Genomic DNA, 25770 nt, shown 5'->3' with positions numbered 1-25770 from the left:
CCGGCAAATTCTCCGTCGAATTGGTTCAACCGCGGTCACTGCGCTCCGACCGCGCTGCCCACATGAGAGCATGGAGCCATGTCTGACGCCGGGTCTCCCCCGGCGCGGGCGGACTGGAAGCGGATCGCGGGACCCGTGCCCGGCGAACCGGGTGGGACCACCGATCCGCCCGTTCCGATGGGTCTCCAATTCGAGCTGCGCGAGCAGACGCCCCGCACGGACGACCGCTGGCGTGGTGCGACGGCCCGGCCGGTCACGAACGTGCGCCCCGGGCAGGGCGAGATCCGGCTCGGGGTGCGCCCGGTCATCCGAAGCGCCCGTGGCAACTGGGTACGCACGGACGTGGCGTGGAACCAACTGGGCTTCCACCGCTCCCGCCTCAACCTCAACCGCGAGCACCACCGCTGGCTGAGCCAGATCCTGGCCCTGCACCGGGCCGTGCGCGGCGTCTACACCAGCCAGGAGACGGACTGGATCTACCTCGATGACTTCGTCAGCCCGCTGCTCTGGACCCTCTTCGACGAGGCCGAGACCCTGGGGCTGCGTCTCGTGGGCAGCACGAAGGGTGCCACGGTCAGCGTGGGCCGCGCGGCCCACGTGAGCCTCGACGCAAGCCGGAACGCCGCCGGCGCGTTCAGCAGCACAGGCGCCGCCGGCGCGTTCAGCAGCACAGGCGCCGCCGGCACCCAGGGTCTGCTCCTGACCACCCGGCTCCTGTTTGACGGCACCCCGCATCCCCCCGAGCGTTCCGGGGCGATCGGCGGCCACGGGATCTACGGCTATGCCCTCGGGCCGCGCCCGGTATTCACCCTGGCCCCGACCGTCGACGGTCCGCTCACCGCCGAGCAGCGCCGGCTGCTCGGTGCGCCCGGCACGGTTCTCGTGCCTGCCGACGAGACGGCCGAGTTCCTGAGCGACTTCTATCCGGCGCTGCGGCGCACCCTGCCGGTGATCAGCACGGATGGCTCCGTGCGCTTCCCCCAGGCCGACCCACCTCTGCTCGTGCTCACCGCCTGGTTCCGGCCGAGGCAGGCGCTGGAGCTGGCCTGGCATTGGGAGTACCGCGAGGGTTCCCTGCTGAAGAAGCTGCCCATGCTGTCGTCCACGTTCACATCCACATCCACGCCCACGCCTCCCTCGAACGGAAGCCGCGACGAGCCCTCCGAACGGGTCATCCACGAGCGGGCCAGGCGTCTCCTCGAGGAGGCCGGCCACCCCGACGCAGGCCCGGCCGCGACATCCCTCACCCTGCGCGGCATCGATGCGGCCGAGGTGGCCGAACGTGCGCTCCCGCGGCTGGAGACGCTGCCCGGCGTGCGCGTGGACATCCGCGGCACCCGGCCCGACTACCGCGAACTGACCGAGACTCCTGAGCTCACAATCAGCACGGTCGAGACGGACCAGCGGGACTGGTTCGACCTGGGCGTGATCGTCACGATCAATGGTCGGAGCGTGCCGTTCGGCCCGCTGTTTAAAGCTTTGGCGAAGGGGCAGGCGAAGCTCCTGCTGGTCGACAACAGCTACCTGTCGCTGCGGCAGCCGGCTTTCGAGCGCCTGCACGAACTGATCACCGAGGCCCGCGCCCTGCAGGAATGGGACACCGGCCTGCGCATCAGCCGCTACCAGGCTGCCCTCTGGAGCGACTTCGAGGACCTCGCCGACGACACCGAGCAGGCCGTGGCGTGGCGGGCGGCCGTGTCCGGGCTGATCGGCTTGTCCAAGGGCGCCGACAACGCCGACAACGCCGAGCACGCCGAGCACGCCCCGCCCACCCCGCTGCCGGCCGCCGTGCACGCCACCCTGCGCCCATACCAGGCGCAGGGCTTCACCTGGCTGACCTTCCTCTGGCAGCACCAGCTGGGCGGAATCCTCGCCGACGACATGGGCCTCGGCAAGACCCTGCAGACGCTCGCACTCCTGGCGCACGCGACTGCGCAGCCGGCCGGGCACGCCCACCCAGCCGGGCACGCCCACCCGGCCGGGCACGCCCACCCGGCCGACCCGGCCCAGCGGCGGCCGTTCCTGGTCGTCGCCCCGACATCCGTCGTCGCCACCTGGCGCTCCGAGGCCGCCCGCTTCACGCCCGGCCTCGACGTTCGGGTGATCACAGCCACCGAGGCGGCCGGCGGCATCCCGCTGACGGATGCCGCGGCCGGCGCCGACGTCGTCCTCACCTCCTACACGCTGTTCCGTCTCGACTTCGAGGCCTACCAGGCGCACGGCTGGGCCGGGCTGATCCTGGACGAGGCACAATTCGTGAAGAATCGTGCCACCCGGGTGCACCTGTGCGCCCGCGACCTGACGACGCCGTTCAAGCTCGCGCTCACGGGCACGCCGATGGAGAACAGCCTGCTCGAGCTGCATGCCCTGTTCGCGATCGTGGCACCGGGCCTGTTCCCCTCCCTTCGGCGGTTCACGGAGGAGTATGTGCGCCCGATCGACCGCGGCGACACCCCCGAGGTGCTCACGCGGCTGCGCCGGCGCATCCGCCCACTGTTGCTGCGTCGCACCAAGGCGGTCGTCGCCCCCGAGCTGCCGCCCAAACAGGAGCAGGTGCTTGAGATCGAGCTGAACCCCCGGCACCGCGCGCTCTACGACACGTTCCTGCAGCGGGAACGGCAGAAGCTGTTCGGCCTGATCGACGACCTCGACAAAAACCGGTTCATCGTGTTCCGCTCGCTGACCCTGCTGCGGCTGCTCAGCCTGGACCCGTCCCTGGTCGACGAGAAGTACGCCGGAGTGTCGTCCAGCAAACTCGACGCCCTCTTCGAACAGCTGGACGACGTCGTCGCCGAAGGTCACCGCGCGCTCGTCTTCAGCCAGTTCACGTCGTTCCTGAAGAAGGCGGCCGCGCGGCTCGAGGCCCGGGGCATCCCCTACTGCTACCTCGACGGGTCCACCCTGCGCCGCTCCGAGGTGATCGACCGGTTCAAGAGCGGCAGTGAGCCGGTGTTCCTGATCAGTCTGAAGGCCGGCGGGTTCGGCCTCACCCTGACCGAGGCGGACTACGTCTTCCTGCTCGACCCGTGGTGGAACCCGGCCACCGAGACGCAGGCCATCGACCGCGCCCACCGCATCGGCCAGACGAAGAACGTGATGGTCTACCGAATGGTCGCCACCGGCACCATCGAGGAGAAGGTCATGGCCCTGCAGAAACACAAGGCCGAGCTCTTCGACCAGGTGCTGGGCGACGCCCCAGCGGATGCGCCGGGGTTCAGTGGGAACCTCACGGCCGACGACATCCGCAGCCTGCTGGAGAGTTAGACGGACAGCTCCCGGGCGATCTCCGCCGCCCATTCGTCGATCGCGACCCAGTTGCGGAAGTCGCCCTCGGGCAGCAGCTCGCGCCCACTCGGGATGCGCCGCACAAGTTTGTCCCGGCGGCCGAGCACGGTCGGGTCGAGCGCACCGAAGAACACCCGCATTCCGCGCGGCTGGAGCGACTGGCCGAACTCCTCGAACTGCTTCGGCTCACTCTCCTTGAGCAGATCCCGCCCCTGGGCGTCCTTCCCCGCGGTGCCGAGCGGCCCGCTGCTGAACAGCCACACCGGATGCGCCGTGATCAGTTCCTGGTGGCGCCGCACGAACTCAGTCGCGTCCTTGCGCCACGACCCCATGTAGGCGGAACTGCCGATCACGAAGGCGTCGTACTCGTCCACCTGGTCAACGGATGCGACCGGCCGGGCCACGGCATCCTGCCCGGCCTCCCGCAGTTTGCGGGCGATGCGCTCGGCGATTCCCTCGGTGGCTCCGTACTTGCTCGAAAACCCCACCAGTGTCGTCATGATTGCCTCCAGCTCGTCGGTCGTTCACTCAATCGTAGGGCGGTGCGCCGCCGCGCCCCGTCCACGATTCCCCACCCCCAATCGAGCGGGTCGGTTGGTTCTCCGTCTCCCGCCGCTGCTAATCTGAGTTTAGATAACGTGGGGGTTCCGTGCAGTTGGATTCAGGGGCGCCCTACGGCCGCCTAGTTCGAGGTTTCTTTGCCAGGAGCGCCTCCTGGCCCGCCTGGCTGATGGCCGTGTTCCTGGGCAGCTACGTCATCGGCCTGCTGATGCCTGACGACGGATTCCACCTCTTCGTCGACGGCTGGCTGGCGTCCCTCCTGAAGTTGTCCATGGTCGTCGTGTGCTGGGCCGCCGTGATGCGCAAGCGCTCACGGAGCCGAGTGCGGATCGCGGCCAGCGGTCTGGCGCGATTCCGGCATCCCGAACTCCTGCTCACGGCCGCGGCGGTCACCATCATCGCGATCGTCGATTCCTATTCCCTGTGGATGCTGATCTGGGGCGCCGAGATGTTCCCCCGCGTGAGCGAGGTCGGCTACTTCCTGTTCTTCGCCCTCATGCTGGCCGTGCTGGTCATCATGGTGCGCCGCCAGCTGCGCGGCATGGTCTGGTCGGTGGTGCTGGACAGCGCCATCGGTGCACTCGGCGCGGCCTCGGTGCTGGCCGTGCTGCTCGGCCCGATGGCGAACTCAGTCGACGCGGCCGGGGCGAACAAGGCCATCGCCGCCGCCGTCGCCTACCCACTGTTCGACCTGCTGCTGGTTGCCGTCGTCGTCGCACTCACCACCTCGCAGGGCCCGGTTGCCGGCCGCCGCTGGATCCTCCTCATCTTCGGCCTGCTGATGTTCACGTCCACCGGTCTCGTCTTCGCGATGCTCGAAACCAGCTACGTTCTCGGCACTCCTCTGGACGCCGGCTGGGCCGTGGGTCTGGCCCTGATCGCGGTGTGGGCGGATGCCTCGTCGCGGCCCGATCTGGTTCGGAACAACTCCTCCAACGGCGTGGCGGCCCTGGCGCTGCCGGCGGTGTCGACCGCGGCCGGCCTGGGTGTGCTGCTCCTCGCCAGCCAGACGCCGGTTCCCCACATCGCGATCGGGCTGGCGGCGGCGACCCTGGCCCTCGCAGCCATTCCCCTGGTCTCCCGGCAGGTGGCCCTGCGTCGCCAGTCCAAGACCGACGAGCTGACCGGTCTGCCGAACCGGCGTGCACTGTACGCCGAGGTCTCGTCGAGACTGGCCGACGACAGGAGCCGGAACCGGGCGCTGCTGCTGCTGGACCTGGACCGCTTCAAAGAGGTCAACGACAGCCTCGGGCATGACGCCGGCGACCGGTTGCTCGTGCAGGTCGGCCGTCGTCTGCTGGAAGGACTGCGGTCCGGTGACCTGCTCGCGCGGTTGGGCGGCGACGAGTTCGCCATCCTGCTCGAGCACACCGACCAGGTGGAGGCCGAGGCGGTGGCCAACAAACTCCGGGCCACCCTGGCCCAGCCGTTCACCCTGGAAGGCATTTCCCTGCAGACCAGCGCGAGCATCGGAATCGCGCTCTACCCCGACCAGGGCGATGACCTGACCGCACTGCTGCGCAAGGCCGACATGGCGATGTACAAGGCGAAGGCGACCCACAGCGGCCACCACGTCTACCGCAGCGCGGACAACCGCCACGGTGACGCCCGGCTGCGCACCCTGCAGGAGTTGCGCCTCGCCCTGACCGAGGACCAGCTGGTTCTGCACTACCAGCCGAAGATCTGTCTGAAGACCGGGTTCGTCTCCGGCGTCGAGGCCCTCGTGCGCTGGAACCACCCCGAGCGCGGTCTGCTGTTTCCCGACCAGTTCCTGACCCTGGTCGAAGAGGCCGGTCTCATGCACGCGCTGACCCAGGAGGTTCTGCGGAAGGCGTTGGACCAGTCCGTGCTCTGGTCGGCCCAGGCCCGTACTCTGACGGTTGCGGTGAACCTGTCCGCCAGCTCACTGATCGACGCCGATCTGCCCGAACGGGTGGGCACCATGCTGTCGGCCCGCGGTCTTCTGCCCACCGCGCTGATGCTCGAGATCACCGAGGACTTCCTGATGGCCGACCGCGACCGAGCCCGGGACATCCTGACCCGGTTGCGCGCCAGTGGTATCCGGATCTCCGTCGACGACTTCGGCACCGGTTACAGTTCGCTCGCCTATCTTCGTGACCTGCCCATCGACGAGCTCAAGCTGGACCAGTCCTTCATCTTCCCGATGGCCGACGACGCCCGGGCCGCCGCGCTGGTGGCCTCCACGATCGACCTCGCGCACGGCCTCGGCCTGAAAATGGTCGCCGAGGGCGTGGAGAACAGCGTCGCCTACGACGAGTTGGTGCGCTACGGATGCGACTTCGCCCAGGGATACTTCATGTCACGCCCCATCTCCGCCGCGGCACTCGACGAGTGGCTGACCGCAAGGCAGAGCGCGGCGGCCCTGCCATGACCGGCGGCACCCGTGAGCGGTTCCGCTTCGGCGCGCTGACGCTCATGCTGGTACTGGTCATCGCCTACACCCTCGGCCTGGCCCTGAAGGGCGACGACTTCAGCCCCCTGGTCGACGGCTGGCTCGCCATGCTCTCGGTGTGGGCACCCGTGCTCGTGGGCTGCGCCGCCGTCTACCGGGTCGGGCGCGGGCAGATCGAGGTGGGCCTCGCCACCGCCGCTCTGACCATGAACGCCCTGGCGGACACCTACTACCTCGTCAGCGCGGATGCCGACGGTGCGTCACCGTTTCCCTCGCCGGCCGACATCGGCTATCTGCTGTTCTACCTGCTCCTGCTCTGGGCGCTGGCGGTGCTCGTGAACCGGCAACTGCGCGGATCGGCCTGGTCCGTCTTCCTGGACACCGCCGTGGGTTCCCTGGGTGCCGCCGCAGTGCTGGCCGTCATCCTCAGCCCCGTCTTCGATTCCGCCGCCGCGGACCCGCTCAGCCTCGGTGCCGTCATCGCGGCCGCCTATCCGGCGCTCGACCTGCTGGTGGTGGCGGCGCTCGCCGGGATCGTGGCGTCGCACGGCTTGGATGCCGGGAAGCGCTGGATGCTCCTCGTCGCCGGCCTGGTGGTCTTCGCCGGCGCCGACACCGTCTTCGCACTGCAGGGTGACCTGTACACGGTGGGCACCCCGCTCGACGCGACCTGGAACATCGGGGTCGTACTGATTGCGCTCTGGGTGGACAGCACCTCCCTCCCGCGCCCGGTTCGGGATCGCAGGGCCGCGGCCACGGCCACAACCGTGTCCGCTCTGGCCGTGCCGATGGTGTCGACGATCGCCGGACTCGGGGTTCTGATCCTCGCCAGCCAGGTCACGGTGTCAAACCTCGCCGTGGCCTTGGCCGGGGCAACCATGGCGCTGGCGGTGGTGCCGCTGGTCGGCCGGCAACGGGTTCTGAACCTACTGGCGCGAACGGACGACCTCACCGGTCTGCGCAACCGCCGCGCATTCAATGCGGACGTGCCCACCCGCCTGGCAGCGGTCGAGGGCCGGACGAGTGCCCTGCTGCTGCTGGACCTTAACCGGTTCAAGGAGGTCAACGACAGCCTCGGTCATGACGTGGGTGACCGGCTGCTGATCCAGGTCGGCATCCGTTTGAACCGGCAGCTGCGTGCCGGAGACCTCCTGGCCCGCCTCGGCGGCGACGAGTTCGCGATCCTGCTCACGGACTCCGCGCGGGAGGATGCCCTGACGGTGGCCGTCAAACTGCGTGCCGCGCTGGCCGAGCCGTTCATTCTGGACGGCATCACGCTGCAGACCAGCGCCAGTGTCGGAATCTCCCTCTATCCCGACCAGGGCAAAGACCTGACGGCGCTGCTCCGCAAGGCCGACATGGCCATGTACGAGGCGAAAACGAGCCGCGGTGGCCACCACGTATACGACAGCGACGACGACAGCCACGGCGAGACCCGGCTGCGCACCCTGGCCGAACTGCGCCTCGCTCTCACCGATGAGCAGCTGGTGCTGCACTATCAGCCCAAGGTCGACCTCGGCAGCGGGGCGGTGCGGGACGTCGAGGCCCTTGTGCGCTGGAACCACCCCGAGCGCGGCCTGCTGCTGCCCGATCAGTTCGTGCCGATCATCGAGGAGGCCGGGCTGATGCACACCCTGACGCAGGCCGTGCTGCGGCAGGCGCAGGACCAGGCCGTGCTCTGGCAGGCGCAGGGGCATCCGCTGACCATCGCCGTGAACCTGTCGGCCAGCTCACTGGTCGACACGGAACTGCCGGACCGGATCGGTGCCATGATCGCCGCCCGCGGTCTGCCCTCGTCGATCCTGGCCCTGGAGATCACCGAGGAATTCCTGCTCAATGACCGGGGCCGGGCCCGAGGCATCCTCACCCGGCTACGAGAGCAGGGCATCCGCATCTCCGTCGACGACTTCGGCACCGGCTACAGTTCGCTCGCCTACCTGCGCGATCTGCCCATCGACGAGCTCAAGCTCGACCGATCCTTCGTCTTCCCGATGGCCGGCGATGCCCGAGCCGCGACCCTGGTTTCCTCGACGATTGCGCTGGCCCACAGTCTGGGGCTGCGCATAGTGGCCGAGGGTGTGGACAGCGGCGGCGCCTACGACCAGCTGGTCGGCTTCGGCTGCGACTTCGCGCAGGGCGTCCACCTGTCGCAGCCGGTTTCCGCCGCCGAGCTGGACACCTGGCTCGCCGACCGACGAGTCGCAGATACCGCGTCGGCGCACGCGCGTGAGCTCGCACCCGCCGTGCCGCCCGGTGACCTTGTCGCGGAGCCGGCCGAGGTGTAGACCCCCCCTGCAAAGCGCGCCCTGTTCCCGTGGGGAGACCACCGGGACGCGGATTGGGGATCATCATGACGCGGCGACGTTCACCACTGGGACGGATGCTAGTGGTCCCTCTTCTCCTGATTACCACCCTGGCTGCGACGGCGTGTGCTCCCTGGGACCCCGATTTCGGCGGTGGCGCCTCGCCATCGGCCACGGGTTCGGCCACAGGTTCGGCCACCGGTTCCGCACCGGCCTCGCCTGCGCCGACGCCGATTTCCGGGGGGGGGGCTTCCCCCGGCACCGCGCCGCCGGAAGTCCTCGGTTACGGCGCGATCACCCGCTACGCTCCGGCGGGAGATTTCGAGGGCTACGTCACCTAAGGGATAGGCGTCGGACGACCGATGGACACCGTGTCGCAGACACCCGTGCGCGTCTACGAGGTCGAGAAGATCGAGCAGGGTCAGCATCTCTATGTGGTGGCCATCCAGATCGACTCCACCCTCTGGCGCTGAGCCGCCAATCCCCCGAAACAAGGACGGCAATCAAGCCTGCGCCCTGATTACGGGTTCGCCCGCTTGCTGGGGAGTGCGATCAGGGTCTGGTCCGGATTGACTTCGACTGGTGGTCGAAGCCAGTAGTCCGTTTCGGTTCGGATGATGCTCCATTGCTGGTTGTGCAGGAGCAGGTGGTGTGGGTGGCAGAGCAGCACTCCGTCGACAAGGTCGGTGTAGCCGTTGTCGTTCAGCCAGTCGTTGATGTGGTGGGCTTCGCTCCAGGCGGGATCTGTCGCAGTCGACCCAGCAGCATCCGCCGTCGCGAACCCCCATTGTGGAAGGTACGCCGGGACGGACGGGATGTCGAAAGGCACCGAAAGGCACCGAAAGGCACCGACGGGCACCGAAAGGCACCGACGGGCACCGACGCAGCGCCGGCCGCGGCCCGGTTCTACACTGGGTGGAGCCGCGGGCCAGACCGACCCGGCACTCCCGGAAACGAGGAACCCACCCGATGGACGCGTCTGCTCAATCGGAGAAATCAGCTCAATCGGAAATATCGGACCCGATCGACCGTCTCGCAGTCGATCCCGCCGTTACCGATGCCGCCGAGATCGCCCGCCGGCTCGAGACCGACGCCGCCCGGGGCCTCACCGGCGCCGAAGCCGCGCGTCGCCTCGCGGCCGAGGGCCCGAACAAGCTGCGCAGCGTGCGCCCGGTGCCGTTCTGGCGCCGGATCCTGGCCCAGTTCAACGACCCTCTGATCTACCTGCTGCTGGTCGCCACCGCGGTGTCGCTCGGCGCCTGGCTGATCGAGGGGGCACCCGGCCTGCCCGTGGACGCCATCGTGATCGCCGTGATCTTAGTGCTCAACGCCGTGCTCGGCCTGGTGCAGGAGGCGCGCGCCGACAACGCCGTGGCCGCCCTGTCCACCATGACAGCGGCATCCTCGACCGTCATGCGCGACGGCCTGCTCGCCACCGTGCCCAGCACCGAGCTGGTGCGCGGCGACCTGCTGGTTCTGGGTGAGGGCGACAGCGTGGGGGCGGATGCCCGCCTCACCGAGGCGAGTTCGCTGCGGATCGCGGAGGCCTCCCTCACCGGCGAAAGCGAGGCCGTCACCAAGAACCCGCGCACCCTTCCCGCCGCGGCCGCCCTCGGCGATCGCCTGAACATGGTCTTCAAGGGCACCGCCGTCAGCCAGGGCGTCGGCCGCTGCATCGTCACCGGAACCGGCATGAACACCGAGGTCGGCGCCATCGCCACGATGCTTGACCGCACCGAGGCGCACCCCACCCCGCTGCAAACCGAGATCGGCCACATCGGCAAGCTGCTCAGCGTCGTCGTGATCGCGATCGCCACGGTCGTGATGCTCACCATCGTGCTCGTGCAGGGCGTGTCCACGCCCGCCGACTTCGTGACCGTGTTCCTGCTCGGGGTATCCCTCGCGGTCGCAGCCGTTCCCGAGGGGCTGCCGGCAATCCTGTCGGTGATCCTCTCCATCGGGATACAACGGATGGCGCGGCAGAACGCCGTTGTCAAGAACCTGAAATCCGTGGAGACCCTGGGCTCCGCATCCGTGATCTGCTGCGATAAGACCGGCACGCTAACCCGCAACGAGATGACGATCCAGCAGTTGCTGACCGCCTCCGGCCGGGTGGACGTGACCGGGGTGGGCTACCGCCCCGAGGGCGAACTGCGCCAGGGCGACGAACCGCTCACAGACCCGGCACTCCGCTTTGAGGCCCAGCTGGTGCTGGGCGTCGGTTCCCTCGCCGGCAACGCCCAGCTGACCGAGCACGACGGCGAGTGGGAGATCCAGGGTGACCCCACGGAGGCCGCGTTCCTGGTGGCCGCGGCCAAACTCGAGGGCACCACCGGGCACATGGCCCGGTTCGAACGTCGGGGTGAGATGCCCTTCACCTCGGAACGCAAGATGATGTCCACCCTGCACCAGGAGACCGGCGACGACAGCCTGCGCATCTTCAGCAAGGGCGCGCCCGACGTGCTCCTCGAGCGCTGCGCCTACGTGCAAGTCGGCGAGACGGTCGTACCTCTGACCGCCGAGCAGCGGCCACGGATGCTTGCCGACATCCAGGCGCTCTCGGCCCAGGCCTTCCGCACCCTGGGTGTCGCCTACCGAGTCGCCGACGAGAACACGGCGCCGCTGGACGAGGCCGACGAGCAGGACCTGATCTACGCCGGGGTGGTCGGCATCATCGACCCGCCCCGCGCCGAGGTGACGTCAGCCGTCCAGGAAGCCCACCGGGCGGGCGTGCGCGTGATCATGATCACGGGCGATCACCCCGCCACGGCCGCGCGGATCGCGAGCGACCTGGGGATCGTCGAACCGGGGTCGACGACGCTGGCGGGAGCAGACCTCGACCACCTCGACGAGCCGGGGCTACGGGAGGCGGTGCGCGGCACATCCGTGTTCGCCCGCGTCTCCCCGCGGCACAAGCTGCGGATCGTCGACGCCCTGCAGGCCAACGGCGACATCGTGGCGATGACCGGCGACGGCGTCAACGACGCCCCGGCCCTGAAGTCCGCCGACATCGGCGTGGCCATGGGCATCACGGGCACCGAGGTGACCAAGGAGGCCGCGAAGATGATCCTGGTCGACGACAACTTCGCCACCATCGTCGCCGCGGTGCGGGCCGGCCGGGTCGTCCTCGACAACATCAAGAAGTTCCTGCGGTACCTGCTGTCCTCGAACATGGGCGAGGTGCTCACCGTGTTCCTCGGCGTGCTCCTCGCCGGGGTGCTGGGCCTGACCGGCGCCGGCAGCGAGACCGTGGTGCTGCCCCTGCTGGTCACCCAGATCCTCTGGATCAACCTGATCACCGACTCCGGCCCGGCCCTGGCGATGGGCGTCGACCCGGAGATCGACGACGTGATGGCCCGCCCCCCGCGCGGGATCACCGACCGTATGATCGACCTGCGCATGTGGGTGGGCATCATGTCGACCGGCCTGGTGATGGCGGTGGTCACCCTCGCCACGATCGACCTGTTCCTGCCCGGCGGGCTGCTGCCGGCGCTGGAACCCGGCACGGACGGCCTCACCGTGGCCCGCACCGCGGGGTTCACCACCCTGGTCTTCGCCCAGCTGTTCAACACACTCAACGCGCGCTCCGAGCTGACCACCGCGTTCCATCGGCTGTTCGTGAACCCATGGCTGTGGGGGGCGATCCTGCTCGCGATCCTGTTGCAGGTGGCCGTGGTCGAACTCCCGCTCCTGCAGACCGCGTTCGGCACCACCTCGATGGACCCTCTGCACTGGGCCGTCTGCGTGGGCATGGCATCCGTCGTGCTGTGGGTCGAGGAACTGCGCAAGTGGATCCTGAGGGTGCGCGCCTGACCTCTCCCGTTCCGTGCTGGACGCGTGCGATCTCGTTTCCGCAAAGCGCATTACGATCGGGGCATGAGCCTGTCAGGACCACCGGAACCCACGGCGACGGAGTCGGCATCCGCGCCCCGCCGCAACGAAACGGATGTCCAGCGCCTCGACCGCAATTGGCTTTCGCTGTTGCAGGAGCTCAGAGTCACCCAGACGGGCACCCAGATCGTGGGTGGTTTTCTGCTCGCCCTCGCCTTCCAACCGCGGTTCACCGAACTCGACCTGTACCAACTGACCGTGTATCTGATTCTTGTCGGCACGGCCACCACCACCACCGTTCTGGCGCTCGGGCCGGTCAGCCTTCACCGGCTGCTCTTCGGGAAGCATGCGATGAAGCAGATCGTGCGGGTCGCCGACGTGCTCGTGCGGGCCACACTGGTCGGTGTCGCCGTGATCCTCGCCGGCACCACCCTGCTGGTCTTCGACGTGGTGCTGGGCCGAACGGCCGGTCAGGTGGCCGGGGCCGCGGTACTACTGGTCATCGTGGCGGTCTGGCTGGTCCTGCCGCGCCGGGCGAAGCGCTGAGGACGACTGGCGGGGGACGACTGGCGGCGGACGACTGGCGGGGGACGACGCGGGGATATCGGTGGGACGGCTCCGCCGCATCAGCAGGCGCCCGACTGGCCCGCGCCTCCCGTCGTTGCGGCGTCCTCGGCCGTACGCAGCAGCGGGTAGTGCGCGTCGTTCGGCGGGATCATCAGCGACTCGGCGACGCCGCCGGCGACGAGCTCGTAGTTGACGAATCGCCCGTCCCCGGTCCAGAGATAGAACAGGCTACAGCCGTATCGGTCAGTCGGGTCCTGGTCGGCGGTGACCCAGGTGCGGCTGCCATCGGGGAGGAGTGCCCGCAACTGCTCCGCGGCCTGATCGCCGAAGCATTCGGCGCTGTCCCCCACCTCCGGCGTATCGATTCCGAGCAGTCGTACCTTGACGGCATCCGTCGTCGCCACCAGGGCGTTCGGCTGGTCCGTTCGCAGAAAGAGCGTGTCGCCATCATGCACATGCTCCACGGTCATCGGGACGGCTCCGCTCGGTCGTGCGGGGATGCCGCCGACCGCTGTCTCGACGGTGCCGTCCGCGGCGGTCGCCACCGGGCCGGTGCTCTCGCCGGAGCTCTGGCCGGAGCCTTGGCTCACCGAGCTCAGCATGCTCTCGAACTCGGTCGCCAGGAATTCTGACTGCTGGACCCAGGCGAAGCCGAGTACTCCGAGAACGAGAACACCGATCGGCACGCGCGAGCGGCCCTGTCGTCTACCCATTCCCCGAGACTAGGGCAGAGCCAGGCAGGCACACGCCACCCGCCGTGTCTGACGAGTCCGAGGCCCGGGAGCACCTCCGTCCCGAACGAATTCGACGGAGATTTTGCCGGAATCGGCCCCGAAAACTCCGAAAAAGCTGTTTTTCACGAGAATCTCCGTCGAATTGGTTCGACGCCGGACAGGGCAGGCCGGGCACGTGGCGAGAGGGCGCTCCGGACGTCTGACCGGCTAGGGCGCTGCGGTTTCCTCCACGGCGTGGAACCACGGCGGGTACACGACGACCTTGGGCTTGTGCGCCTCGGCGGCGAAAATGCTGCGCACCGCGTCGCGCACCTTGTCGTTGGCGACGCCGACGAGCGTGACCAACTCGAACGGGAACGACTCGGTGACGAGCAGTTCCGCCTCCCGGATCTTCTGTGATTCCTGATCGGCGCGCAGCGAACGCAGCATGCGGTCGGCAGTCTCGGGAGCAGAGCCGAACCTGGTCAGGGCCCCCGCGGCATCCCCGTTGGTCACCGCGACGCTCGCTGCGACGGTTTCCTCGGCGCCGGCCTGGGCGTCGAGGAGCTTCTTGACCGTGCTGACCAGAATGACGAAGTCGTACGTCGGGGAGCGGTGCGCCTCCGGCGACAGGCGCGGGTCGTTGGATTCGGTGAGGAGGCTGTCCCACAGGCGCGCATTGGGCGAGAGGAAGAACGGCACGTAGCAGGCGACGCTCGCGCTGTCGTCTCCGGCGACGAGCGCGGCACGCCGGGCCGCGCGCTGAGGTGCCGACGACAGGTCGACGACCGGCCGGGCGGTCCAGGCGTCGCTCGCGTCGGCAAGCAGGCGCCCGCTGTTCAGGATGCCGGCGAGGTTGCGGATGTGGGTGACGTGGTAGATCCGCTGCTCACCGACGTTGTCGTGGGAGGATTTCGTGCTCCTGACGGGCTTCAGAGTGCTGGCGGCCTTGGCGGTGGCCGCCTTCGCGGTAGCGGTCTTCGCGCTCAGGGTGGGGTTGGGTCCGCCCAGGGTGACGGTGCGCGGTGACGGCGAACTGCGAAGCGACGGTGCGCGGCCCGTCGACTTGCTCCGGCTGGCGCGGGTGGCCACGCCGGGCACGATTTCGGGAGCGGCCTTCGGGAAGCAGCTGGCGCAGAGGCCGCCCTCGAGTCCATGGATGCATTCGTCGCTCAAGCTAGAAAAACCTTTCGTGTGCGTGGCCCCCACACTCTTCAAGTCCGATGCTTGAAGACCACATATCAACGGTACGGTCATTTCTGACCTCGTGGTGACCGATGGCGGGATCCGTTCGGCCCATTTCGGCCTGAGGGTGGGTGAGTCGCACATGCCTTGTCGCTCCCGGCGAAGGGTGCTACTACCGACGTATGAGCAGCGTTGACGATATCGACGAGGACAAGATCGAGGTCGGCAAGCCCAGGGAATGGGCGGCGGGGGTGCCAGGCGTCACCCATGCAATGGGGCCGGCCTTCCGGCAGATGGGTGTACCCCGCAGCCTGAAGGCACTGACTGCGATGAACCAGCGGGACGGCTTCGACTGCATGAGCTGCGCCTGGCCGGATCCCGATCGGCGCAAGACGTTCGAGTTCTGCGAGAACGGCGCCAAGGCGGTGACCTGGGAGGCAACGCCGATCACGATCCCGGCCGAATTCTGGGCCGAGAACCCGATCAGAGAGCTGCTCACGAAGTCGGAGTACTGGCTCGGCATGCAAGGCCGCCTCGTGCAGCCGGTGCACAAGCCGGCCGGGTCCGAGCACTACCGGCCGATCACCTGGGACGACGCGTTCAAGCTGATCGGGGACACCCTCCGCGGACTGGACTCGCCCGACCAGGCGACGTTTTATACGAGCGGTCGCACCTCCAACGAGGCGGCCTTCCTCTACCAGCTGTTCGTGCGCGCGCTCGGCACGAACAACCTGCCGGACTGCTCGAACATGTGCCACGAGTCGACCAGCCACGCGATGGCGGAGACCGTCGGGATCGGCAAAAGCACCGTCACCTACGCCGACTTCGCCCGTGCGGACCTGATCATCATCATGGGGCAGAACCCGGGCAGCAACCATCCGCGGATGCTCACGGCGCTGGAAGAGGCGAAGGAGGCGGGCGCCGCCATCGTCGCCATCAACCCGCTCTTGGAGGCCGGGCTGATGCGCTACAAGAACCCGCAGAAGGTGCGGGGCGTCGTCGGGGCCGGAACCGTGATGGCCGACCAGTACCTGCAGATCCGGCTCGGCGGCGACATGGCCCTCATGCAGGCCCTCTCCCGACGGGTGCTCGACGCCGAGGCCGCCCGGCCCGGAACCGTGCTCGACCATGCGTTCCTGCGCGAGAACTGTGTCGGGCTGGAGGAGTTGCGCGAGCACCTCGCCCACCAGGATGACGGTGCGGTCCTGGCGGCCACGGGGTTGCGCGCGGCCGAGATCGACGAGCTGGCCGACCGGTATCTGCGGGCGGACCGGGTCATCATCACCTGGGCGATGGGCATCACCCAGCACAAGAAGGCCGTTCCGACAATCCGGGAGATCATCAATCTGCTCCTGCTGCGCGGCAACATCGGCAAGCCCGGCGCGGGGGCGTCCCCGATCCGCGGGCACAGCAATGTGCAGGGCGACCGCACCATGGGCATCTGGGAGAAGATGCCACCGGCGTTCCTGGACGCCCTGGAACGAGAATTCGGGTTCGACCCGCCCCGCGTGGACGGCCTGGACAGCGTCGACTCCATTCGCGCCATGCGCGACGGCCTGGTCACGGTCTGGATCGCCCTGGGCGGCAACCTGGTCGGCGCGATCTCCGACACCGTCGTCGCCGAGGCCGCAATCCAGAAGACGGTGCTGAGCGTGCAGATCTCCACCAAACTGAACCGGTCCCACGCTGTGGTCGGCGACCAGGCGCTCATCCTGCCGACCCTGGGCCGCACCGAGATCGACCTGCAGGCCACCGGCGCGCAGTTCGTGTCGGTTGAGGACACGGTCTCCGCGGTGCACTCGTCCACCGGCCTGCTCCCACCGGTGTCGGATCAGCTGCTCTCCGAGGTGGCCATCGTGTCGCGCCTCGCCCGGGCCGCCCTCGACGGCACCGCCTCGATCGACTGGGCCGGTTTCGAGAGCGACTACGACAGCATCCGTGACCACATCTCGCACGTCATTCCGGGCTTCGCCGACTTCAACCAGCGCATCCGCCAGCAGGAAGGTTTCTCCCTCCCCCATGCGCCGCGCGACCTGCGCACGTTCCCGACCCCCAGCGGCAAGGCCCTGCTTACGGTCAACGAACTCGAGCCCCTCGAACGGCCGCCGGGGCGTCTGCTCCTGCAGACGCTGCGCTCGCACGACCAGTTCAACACCACGATCTACAGCCCCAACGACCGCTACCGGGGCATCAAGAACGGCCGCCAGGTCATCTTCGTCAACCCGGAGGATGTCGCGGAGCTGGGTTTGATCAGCGGCATGCTCGTCGATGTGCACAGCGAGTTCAGCGACAACGTCGACCGGGTGCTGCGGCGGTTCCGGCTCGTCGCCTACCCGAGCGCCCGCGGCTGCGCCGCCGCCTACTTCCCCGAGGCCAACGTGCTGGTGCCCTTGGATTCCACCGCGGAGGGCAGCAACACCCCCGTCTCCAAGGCGGTGCTGGTGCGGCTGGAACCCTCGCGCTGACCAGATACACGCCCTGGCCAGAACGAAAGCGGGGCGCCCGATCCGCTGCGGCCCGGCGGCGGAGGGCCGCACGTCGAAATCGAAGATTGCCGTGGGATGTACACGATAGAGCAGGAGTTTCGGGCTGGTCGTCGAGGCTCACCTCGAGTCCCGCAACGAGGCGGATGTCGACGCGAGGCGGATGGCGACGCGAGGCGGATGGCGACGCCGCGGGGCGCGGACAGGTGCGTGACGCTCACGGTGAGCGCCATCATCACCGTGCGCAGCACGAGCGACTACCAGGTGAAGATCGTGGCACCGAAGTCGAGCACGCCGCTGACCTTGAGCAGCTCCGGCGGCAGGGAGGCGGCCGTGGCCTGCAGCAGAGCCGCGGACGACGACAGCCCGAGCGCCCACACCGCGCCGAGCCCCCTGAAGGCCGCGGCGCCGAGGACCCGGTAGTCCACGCGCAGGTCGCCCCTGCGGGCGATCGTCCGGGCCAGGAGCCCGGCGAAGACCAGGCTGAGCCCCCCGTTGAGAAACGACACCGACATTGACAGCAGGACCACGAAGCTCACGGCTGTCGCGGCGCACGTCGGCACCGTCGCCAGCCGGCCGATGGTGGTGCGTGCTTGCCTGAACGCAGACCGGGTCCGCAACCCGGCCGACGCAATGTGCCCCGAGCGGGGGTGTCAAACCACCGATCCGGTGCCGGAGCGAGTGCTGCCGCGCCGAGCGCATCCGTTGTCGTACTTGAAAGTTCGTAGTCAGAATTGTCAATTGTCCTAGACATCCGGGTCGCGGTCTGCCTACACTCAAAACTCGCGAATGCCTTTCTCTGGGCTGGGGAACTCGTTTTCAGAATCGAAACTGAACTCCGAATGAACGACGATAACGTGCTCCCCACACCGACCTGCGCTTTCTGCTACGACCCGATGGCGCCGGTCGGCGGCGGCTGGTGGTGCGATCACTGCCAGGAATTCGCGTAACCGGTCGCGCCTCGGCCGGTCGCGTTCTCGGCCGGTCGCGCTCTCGGCCGGTCGCGTGGCTCCGCGCGCGGCATCCGCACCCTGAACCCCTAACGAATTCGACGGAGATTTTGCCTCTACGAGCCTGTTTCGGGCCGAAACGGGTTCTCTCTGGCAAAATCTCCGTCGAATTGGTTGGATAGGGCAGGGCAGGAGGTTGGGTAGTGTGGTTGGGTTCCACCACCGCCTGTCCGGGCACCAACCCAGAGGAGTCCCATGTCGATCACCGTTAAAGGCGTCATCGCTCGATCGAAGGGCGCGCCGGTGGAGCTTGTCGACATCGTCATCCCCGACCCTGCACCCGGTGAGGTCGTCGTCGACATCGAGACCTGCGGCGTCTGCCACACCGACGTGCACTACCGTGAGGGCGGCATCAACGACGAGTTCCCATTCCTGCTCGGCCACGAGGCCGCCGGCCGGGTCAGCGTCGTCGGCGAGGGTGTCACCCACGTCGCCGTGGGCGACTTCGTCGTGCTGAACTGGCGCGCCGTCTGCGGCGACTGCCGCGCCTGCAAGCGCGCCGAGCCCTGGTACTGTTTCAACACCTTCAACGCCACCCAGAAAATGACCCTCACCGACGGCACCGAGCTCAGCCCCGCCCTCGGCATCGGCGCCTTCGCCGAAAAGACTCTTGTGCACGAGAAACAGTGCACCAGGGTCAACCCTGCCGCCGACCCCGCGGTCGTCGGACTGCTCGGCTGCGTCATCATGGCCGGCATCGGGGCCGCCATGAACACGGGCAACGTGACCAGGGGCGACTCGGTCGCCGTGATCGGATGTGGCGGCGTGGGCAACGCGGCGGTCGTCGGGGCCCGGCTCGCCGGGGCATCCGTCATCATCGCGATCGACCGCGACGCGAAGAAGCTCGCGACCGCCCAGACGCTGGGCGCCACCCACACCATCGACTCAGCCGGCCTCGACGAGGACGGCGTGGTCGCGGCCGTGCAGGCACTGACCGGCGGGTTCGGCGCGGATGTCGTGATCGACGCCGTCGGGCGTCCCGAAACCTGGCGGCAGGCGTTCTACGCCCGCGACCTGGCTGGCACCGTCGTGCTGGTGGGCGTGCCGACCCCCGAGATGATGCTGGAGATCCCGCTGCTCGACGTGTTCGGCCGGGGCGGTGCTCTGAAGTCGTCCTGGTACGGCGACTGCCTGCCGGAGCGCGACTTCCCGATGCTCACCGACCTCTACCTGCAGGGCCGCCTGCCGCTGGACGGGTTCGTCAGTGAACGAATCGGAATCGGGCATATCGAGGAGGCCTTCGCGAAGATGGCCCGCGGCGACGTGCTGCGCTCCGTGGTCGTGCTCTGATGACGGCGCGGATCGAACACCTCGTCACCTCGGGCAGCTTCAGCCTCGACGGCGGCACCTGGGACGTGGACAACAACGTCTGGATCGTCGGCGACGACGACGAGTGCGTTGTGGTCGACGCGGCCCACGACGTCGACGCCATCCTCGCCGCGGTCGGCGACCGCAAGCTGGTGGGCATCCTCTGCACGCACGCGCACGACGACCACATCGGTGCCGTCGCCGGGGTGCAGGCCGCGCACACCGCGCCGACCTACCTCCACCCCGACGACATGATGCTGTGGGACCGGGTCTACCCGGATGCCCCGCCGAGCCGTCCGCTCGAGAACGGCCAGCGCATCCGGGTGGCCGGTATTGAACTCGAGGTGCTGCACACGCCGGGGCACTCCCCCGGCGCCGTCTGCTTCTATGCGCCCGCGCTCGGCACGGTCTTTAGCGGCGACACTTTGTTCCAAGGCGGACCCGGCGCGACCGGCCGGTCGTTCAGCGACTTCCCCACGATCCTCGCCTCGATCAAAGGCAAGCTGCTGATGCTCCCGGCGAGCACCGTCGTGCTCACCGGCCATGGCGAGTCGACGACAATCGGCGCCGAGGCCGGGCACCTGGATGAATGGATCGCCCGCGGCCACTAGAGCGTGACCCCGGAAGACTGCCCCGGAAATCCGTCGAGCGGCGCCGCCGATGTGGTCAGAATCCGTTTTTGGCAGCACGGACTGTGGCTAACTCAGGAGATCCCCACGCGCCGGCGACGCCCACCGCGTGATTCCGCGGCACATGTGCGGCCAAGAGGCATTGCGTTGTCAGATCTCCTGAGTCAGCCACACTGCGGCGGAGGCTGGTTCGGGACACCGGCTGCCCGCGGGCGACCCTGACCGGGCTCAGGCATCCGTCGGTTCGGGCCATCCACTGTGGCTAATTCAGGAGATCCCCGTGCCCGGCCGGCACCCGCCTCGTGATTCCGCGGCCGATGCCGGCCCATACTCATCAGGCTCGCCATTCTCCTGAGTTAGCCCCAAACGGCCGGTGGCAGCAGGCAGTAATAGTGGGCGAGCAGCGCGCCAGCAGCGCGCGAGCAGCGCGTGAGCAGCGCGCAGCGACGGATGTCCGCAGCCGGCAGGTCAGCGGCGCACGATCGAGCGCAGCAGCCGCACAACCACGGACAGGGACGCCATGTCGTCCTGACCGAGGGCGTTGACCTCCTCGAACACGCTGCGAGCCCGTCCCAACTGTTCCGCGTTGAGCGCCTCCCAGGCGAGCAGTCGGGCGTCGGCGTGGCCGGCATGCGTTTCCTTCAGCACCGCCCGCGTCATATCGGCGACCGTCGAGTACAGGTCGTCGCGGAGGGCGGCGCGGGCCAGGGCCTGCCAGCGGTCCTTGCGCGGCAGCACGGTGATGCGCTCCAGCAGGTTGTCCACCCGGAACCGGTCGTAGACCGTGTAGTAGACGCCGGCGACGTCGGCCAGAGGCTCATCGACCTGGGCGGAGATCTGCGCCACGTCCAGCAGGGCGAAGGCCTCGAAGAGTTCGGCCCACCGGCGACCGAGGTTCTCCGGTACGCCCCACTCCTGGGCGGTCTCCAGCAGGGACTGCACGCGTTTGAGGTCGCCGCCCTTGAGGTAATCCTCCAGGTGGGCGCGCATCAGGTCCATTTGCGGTTTGTACTGGGCCACCACCTCGCCCACCGGTCGCGACGCCCCCTGGTTGACCTGCCAGCGCACGGCCCGGTCGAGCAGGCGACGGATGTCCAGGTGGATCGACGTCCAGTGCTTGGTCGGGAACGACGACGGCAGGGCGTTGACCTCGGCCACGAGCACGTCGATTTCGAAGATCTCCCGCAGCGCGACGAAGGCTTTCGCGACCGTGGCCTGGTTCGCCGAGGTCTCCTCCATAGCCCGGAACGCGAAGGTCACGCCGCCGAGGTTGATCATGTCGTTCGCGACGACGGTGGCGATGATCTCGCGGCGCAGCGGATGCGTGTCGAGCTCGGCGTCGAAGCGCTCGGACAGCTGCACCGGAAAGTACCGGCGCAGGGTTCGGCCGAACCAGGGGTCGTCGGGCAGGTCACTGTCCCGCAGCGTGGTCGCCAGATCGATCTTGGCGTAGGCCGCCAGCACGGACAGCTCGGGTGAGGTCAGGCCCTGGCCCGTTTCAAGGCGCTCCCGCAGCGTCGCCGTGGTGGGCAGCGCCTCCAACTCGCGCTTGAGGTCGCCCGAGGCCTCCTGCCAGTCCATCAGCCGTTCGTAGCTGGGGCTCCAGGTGGTCACCTTCGCCCGGTCGTTGAGCAGCAGGATGTTCTGGTCGACGTTGTCTTCCAGCACCAGCCGCGCCACCTCGTCGGACATGGAGGCGAGGAACTCCGACCGCTCCGACTCGGCCAGCTTGCCGGCGGCCACCATCCGGTCGACGAAGATCTTGATGTTGACCTCGTGGTCGGAGCAGTCCACCCCGGCGGAGTTGTCGATCGCGTCGGTGTTCAGGATCACGCCGGTGAGGGCCGCCTCGATGCGCCCGAGCTGGGTCATCCCGAGGTTGCCGCCCTCGCCGACGACCTTGACCCGCAGATCCCGGCCGTCGACCCGGATGGCGTCGTTCGCTTTGTCGCCGACCTGCGCGGCCGTCTCGCTGCTGGCCTTCACATAGGTGCCGATGCCGCCGTTATAGAGCAGGTCGGCCGGGGCGGTCAGGATGGCGCGGAGCAGTTCCGGCGGGCTCAGCCGCACCGTCCCGTCCGGCAGCCCGAGTGCGGCGCGCACCTCGGCGGAGATCGTCACCACCTTGGCCTGGCGCGGGAAGACCCCGCCGCCGGCACTGATCAGGCTGGTGTCGTAGTCCGCCCACGACGACCGCGGCAGGGCGAAGAGGCGCGCTCGTTCCTGGAAGGAGCGCGCGGCATCCGGATTCGGGTCCAGGAAAATGTGCCGGTGGTCGAAGGCCGCCAGCAGACGGATGTGCTCCGAGAGCAGCATGCCGTTGCCGAAGACGTCGCCGGACATGTCGCCCACGCCGACGACCGTGAAGTCCTCGGCCTGCGTGTCGACGCCCAGTTCGCTGAAGTGGCGCTTGACCGACTCCCATGCGCCGCGGGCGGTGATGCCCATGGCCTTGTGGTCGTAGCCGATCGAGCCGCCGGAGGCGAACGCGTCGCCCATCCAGAAACCGTATTCGGCGGCGACGCCGTTGGCGATGTCAGAGAAGGTGGCCGTGCCTTTGTCGGCCGCGACGACCAGGTAGGAATCGTCGTCGTCGTGGCGCACCACCCGGGCGGGCGGCACGAGCTGCTCCCCCTCCGCCGTGGTCACCAGGTTATCGGTGAGGTCGAGCAGCCCCCGGATGAAGGTCTTGTAGCTCCCGATGCCCTCGGCCATCCAGGCCGCGCGGTCCAGCGCCGGATCGGGCAGCTGCTTGGCGAAGAACCCGCCCTTGGCGCCGGACGGCACGATCACCGCGTTCTTGACCGTCTGCGCCTTGACCAGGCCGAGCACCTCCGTGCGGAAGTCCTCCCGCCGGTCCGACCAGCGCAGCCCGCCGCGGGCCACCTTGCCGAAGCGGAGGTGTACGCCCTCCACCCGCGGGGAGTACACCCAGATCTCGTACTTCGGTCGCGGGAACGGCAACAGCTCGATCGTGGTCGGGTCGAGCTTGATGCTCAGGTAGGGCTTGTCCTGGAAGAAGTTCGTGCGCAGCGACGACTCGATCAGGTTGATCAGGGTGCGCAGCACCCGGTCGGCGTCGAGCGTGGTGACCGCTTCCATGGCCGCCGTCAGCTCATCCTTGACCTGCAGGCTGCGACGGATGCGCTCCGGCTCGGCCAATTCCGGATCGAACCGGGCCTCGAAGAGCGCCACCAGCCCTCGGGTGACGGCCGGATTGGCCAGCAGGGTATCGGCGATGAAGCCGTAGGAGTTGGTGTTTCCGGCCTGGCGCAGGTACTTGGCGTAGCTGCGCAGGATGACGACCCGGTGCCAGGGCATGCTTTCCCGCAGCACCAGTCGGTCGAGGCCGTCCGATTCGATGGCCCCGCTGACGGCGGCGCCGAAGGAGTCGGCCAGGAGTGCGCCGGTCGCGACCGGGTCCACGCCCTCGGGGTAGCTCAAGCCCAGGTCGTAGAGGTAGAACGCGCGGCCGTCGGCGGTCTCGATCTCGAAGGGCACCTCGTCGAGCACCTCGATGCCGAGGTTCTGCAGGAACGGCAAGATCTGGCTCAGGCTCTTGGGCTCCATCATGTAGAGCTTGATCCGGGCATCCTCCGCCGTGACGCCGCGTCCCGCGGTGCTTCCGTCGTCGGCGTCGATGACCGTGTCACCGGCGCCCGTGCCGGTCGGAAGATACACGTTCAGCGCCGGCCGGATCGGCCCGGTCCCGGCGGCCGCCGCCGCGGCGCCGGCCTCGAATCGCCCGATGTCCTGCACGGCCTCCTCGAGCTCGTAATCCACCCGGTAGCTGGCTGGGAACGCCTCCGACCAGAGTTCGGAGAGGCGCTCCGCCTCGTCCAGCGGGTGGCTCTCGCGCAGTTTCTCGCCGATCCCCTCGGGCCAGGACCGCACCGCCATCACCAGCCGGTGCTCCAGCGCGACGGCGTCGACGACGCCGACCGTGTCGTTCTTCTGCAACCGGATGCGGAAGAACAGCCGGGCCAGCGCGGACTCGGTCATCCGGGCCTCGAAGTCGACGGACTCGGCGTGGAAGGTGTCCCGCAGCTCCTTCTCGATCCGCAGCCGCACGGCCGTGGTGTACCGGTCGCGGGGGAAGTAGACCAGCGCGGTCATGAACCGGCCGTAGACATCCGGGCGGAGGAAAAGCCGGGTGCGCCGCCGCTCCTGCAGACGCTGGATGGCCAGCGTGGTGGTGAACAGGGTGGGCACGTCGATCTGGAACAGCTCGTCGCGGGGGTAGGTTTCCAGGATGCCGAGCAGCTCCTTGCCGCTGTGCGACCCTGGCGGGAACCCGGCTTGGTCCATCACAGCGTCGACCTTTTCGCGCAGGATCGGCACGTCCCGCACCGAGCTCGTATACGCCGTGGCGGCGAACAGGCCGATGAAGCGCTGCTCCCCCCGCACGTTGCCGTCCGCATCGAAACTCTTGATCCCGATGTAATCGAAGTACGCCGGGCGGTGCACGCTGGAACGCGAGTTCGCCTTGGTGATCACCAGGGCGCTGCGCTCGCGCGCCTTGAGCCGGCCGGCATCCGTCAGGTGCTGAATCTGGTGCCCATCTTCGGTGGAGCGCAGCAGCCCCAGGCCGCTGCGGTCACGGATGCTCAGCACGTCCTCTCCGTCGACGGTCTCCAGGTCGTACTCCCGGTAGCCGAGGAAGGTGAAGTTGTCGCGGTCGAGCCAGCGCAGCAATTCCTGCGCCTGCTTGATCTCCTGGATGCCCTCGGCGTGGGCGACGTCGCCGAGCGCGTCGGCGATCTCCACGGCCTTCGTTCGCATGGCCTGCCAGTCTTCGTTGGCGGCGCGAACGTCGCCGAGGACCGTGGCCAGCCCGGCGACCAGAGCAGCCCGCGCCTCGTCGTTGGCGGTTTCGATCTCGATCGCGATCCACGACTCGACCTGGGTGACGGTCTCGTCGACGTCACCGGGCCGAGCGCCGTCGCCGCCGTGCACGCGGGTGACGCCGAGAAGCTCGTTGGTGTTCCGGTCGCGGGTCACGACGAGGAGCGGGTGCACTTCGAGGTGGATGGCCGAGTGCTGGCGCACCAGCTCGGCGGTCACCGAGTCAACCAGGAAAGGCATGTCGTCGGTGACGATGTAGACGATGCTGCGGCCGGCTTCGTTCCGGATCTCGATGTTCGGGGTGCTGGGGGTGCGGCTCTGGGCGACCTGCCAATGGTGGACGGCCCGCTCGCGGAGGGTTCCCACATCGGAGTTCTGCCGGTCTTCCCCGGCCAGGTGCTCGTAGTAGTCGCCCAGGAAAGCGTCGAGTGTGCTGCCTGCCGGTGATTTCCCGGTGCGGGTGGACTCAGACGTCATTGAAATAAGCCTCCATCAGAAAATCTCCGCGTCATTGCGGATCACGTGCGTACGACCCAAGGCATGCAACAGCCACGCCCCTGTCTACCATCGTAGATTCCGTGGCCGGGTTCCACAGACCGAACCACCGCGCAGTCGTGGATCCGTCGCAAAGTGCACG

General features: G+C 68.4%; 14 protein-coding genes. 8 read left to right on the top strand and 6 right to left on the bottom strand.

From position 1 onward, the window contains the following. Nucleotides 1-78 precede the first annotated feature (78 nt). On the top strand, nucleotides 79-3264 hold the full coding sequence (locus CXY81_RS03530; RefSeq protein ID WP_146067611.1) for a DEAD/DEAH box helicase: 3186 nt from the start codon (nucleotides 79-81) through the stop codon (nucleotides 3262-3264). On the opposite strand, the gene CXY81_RS03525 is transcribed toward CXY81_RS03530, so the two are convergent. Beyond that, nucleotides 3261-3785, bottom strand: coding sequence for a flavodoxin domain-containing protein (locus tag CXY81_RS03525; protein ID WP_104193986.1), 525 nt, complete (start codon nucleotides 3783-3785; stop codon nucleotides 3261-3263). The two genes, CXY81_RS03530 and CXY81_RS03525, sit on opposite strands and share 4 nt — an antisense overlap. A 149-nt stretch (nucleotides 3786-3934) precedes the next feature. On the opposite strand from CXY81_RS03525, the gene CXY81_RS03520 reads away from it, so the two are divergent. Beyond that, entirely contained in the window at nucleotides 3935-6238 is a 2304-nt protein-coding gene (locus CXY81_RS03520) for a bifunctional diguanylate cyclase/phosphodiesterase (RefSeq protein WP_146067610.1), read from the top strand. Further along, a complete protein-coding gene (locus CXY81_RS03515) occupies nucleotides 6199-8544 on the top strand; it encodes a bifunctional diguanylate cyclase/phosphodiesterase (protein ID WP_158251993.1) in 2346 nt (781 codons plus the stop codon). The genes CXY81_RS03520 and CXY81_RS03515 overlap by 40 nt, the downstream gene beginning before the upstream one ends. 538 nt (nucleotides 8545-9082) lie before the next feature. Here the strand turns inward: CXY81_RS03515 and CXY81_RS03510 are convergent. Beyond that, nucleotides 9083-9391 carry a hypothetical protein gene (locus CXY81_RS03510; protein ID WP_104193983.1) on the bottom strand — a complete coding sequence of 103 codons (309 nt, stop codon included), beginning with the start codon at nucleotides 9389-9391 and terminating at the stop codon, nucleotides 9083-9085. Nucleotides 9392-9531: 140 nt separating this feature from the next. Here CXY81_RS03510 and CXY81_RS03505 point away from each other — a divergent pair, with 140 nt between their 5' ends. Beyond that, nucleotides 9532-12375: a cation-translocating P-type ATPase gene (locus tag CXY81_RS03505; protein WP_104193982.1), complete on the top strand. Its 2844-nt coding sequence runs from the start codon at nucleotides 9532-9534 to the stop codon at nucleotides 12373-12375. A 63-nt stretch (nucleotides 12376-12438) separates the two neighbouring features. Continuing rightward, nucleotides 12439-12939, top strand: a complete 501-nt coding sequence (locus tag CXY81_RS03500; protein WP_104193981.1) for a DUF6328 family protein — start codon at nucleotides 12439-12441, stop codon at nucleotides 12937-12939. A gap of 80 nt (nucleotides 12940-13019) precedes the next feature. On the opposite strand, the gene CXY81_RS03495 is transcribed toward CXY81_RS03500, so the two are convergent. Both CXY81_RS03495 and CXY81_RS03490 read right to left on the bottom strand, forming a co-directional pair. Continuing rightward, entirely contained in the window at nucleotides 13020-13673 is a 654-nt protein-coding gene (locus CXY81_RS03495; protein WP_104193980.1) for a thermonuclease family protein, read from the bottom strand. Between the two features lie 228 nt (nucleotides 13674-13901). Next, complete coding sequence (locus CXY81_RS03490) at nucleotides 13902-14849, bottom strand: DarT ssDNA thymidine ADP-ribosyltransferase family protein (RefSeq protein WP_104193979.1); 948 nt, start codon at nucleotides 14847-14849, stop codon at nucleotides 13902-13904. Between the two features lie 191 nt (nucleotides 14850-15040). On the opposite strand from CXY81_RS03490, the gene CXY81_RS03485 reads away from it, so the two are divergent. Further along, nucleotides 15041-17323: an FdhF/YdeP family oxidoreductase gene (locus CXY81_RS03485; protein ID WP_104169655.1), complete on the top strand. Its 2283-nt coding sequence runs from the start codon at nucleotides 15041-15043 to the stop codon at nucleotides 17321-17323. 275 nt (nucleotides 17324-17598) lie between these two features. Here CXY81_RS03485 and CXY81_RS16850 read toward each other — a convergent pair whose 3' ends face one another. Further along, complete coding sequence (locus CXY81_RS16850) at nucleotides 17599-17880, bottom strand: TIGR00366 family protein (protein WP_233193961.1); 282 nt, start codon at nucleotides 17878-17880, stop codon at nucleotides 17599-17601. A 666-nt stretch (nucleotides 17881-18546) separates the two neighbouring features. On the opposite strand from CXY81_RS16850, the gene CXY81_RS03475 reads away from it, so the two are divergent. Together CXY81_RS03475 and CXY81_RS03470 are read left to right on the top strand one after the other, a co-directional pair. After that, nucleotides 18547-19641 (top strand): S-(hydroxymethyl)mycothiol dehydrogenase, encoded by a 1095-nt coding sequence (locus tag CXY81_RS03475; protein ID WP_104193978.1) that lies wholly within the window; start codon nucleotides 18547-18549, stop codon nucleotides 19639-19641. Further along, nucleotides 19641-20270, top strand: coding sequence for an MBL fold metallo-hydrolase (locus tag CXY81_RS03470; RefSeq protein WP_104169653.1), 630 nt, complete (start codon nucleotides 19641-19643; stop codon nucleotides 20268-20270). The genes CXY81_RS03475 and CXY81_RS03470 overlap by 1 nt, the downstream gene beginning before the upstream one ends. Before the next feature lie 486 nt (nucleotides 20271-20756). On the opposite strand, the gene CXY81_RS03465 is transcribed toward CXY81_RS03470, so the two are convergent. Beyond that, a complete protein-coding gene (locus tag CXY81_RS03465) occupies nucleotides 20757-25610 on the bottom strand; it encodes an NAD-glutamate dehydrogenase (protein ID WP_104193977.1) in 4854 nt (1617 codons plus the stop codon). Nucleotides 25611-25770 lie beyond the last annotated feature (160 nt).

Source organism: Cryobacterium sp. M25 (assembly GCF_002929635.1).
GTDB classification, from domain to species: Bacteria; Actinomycetota; Actinomycetes; order Actinomycetales; family Microbacteriaceae; genus Cryobacterium; species Cryobacterium sandaracinum.
The sequence above is the reverse complement of the archived record's forward strand: the minus strand, read 5'-3'. Positions and strand labels throughout refer to the sequence as shown.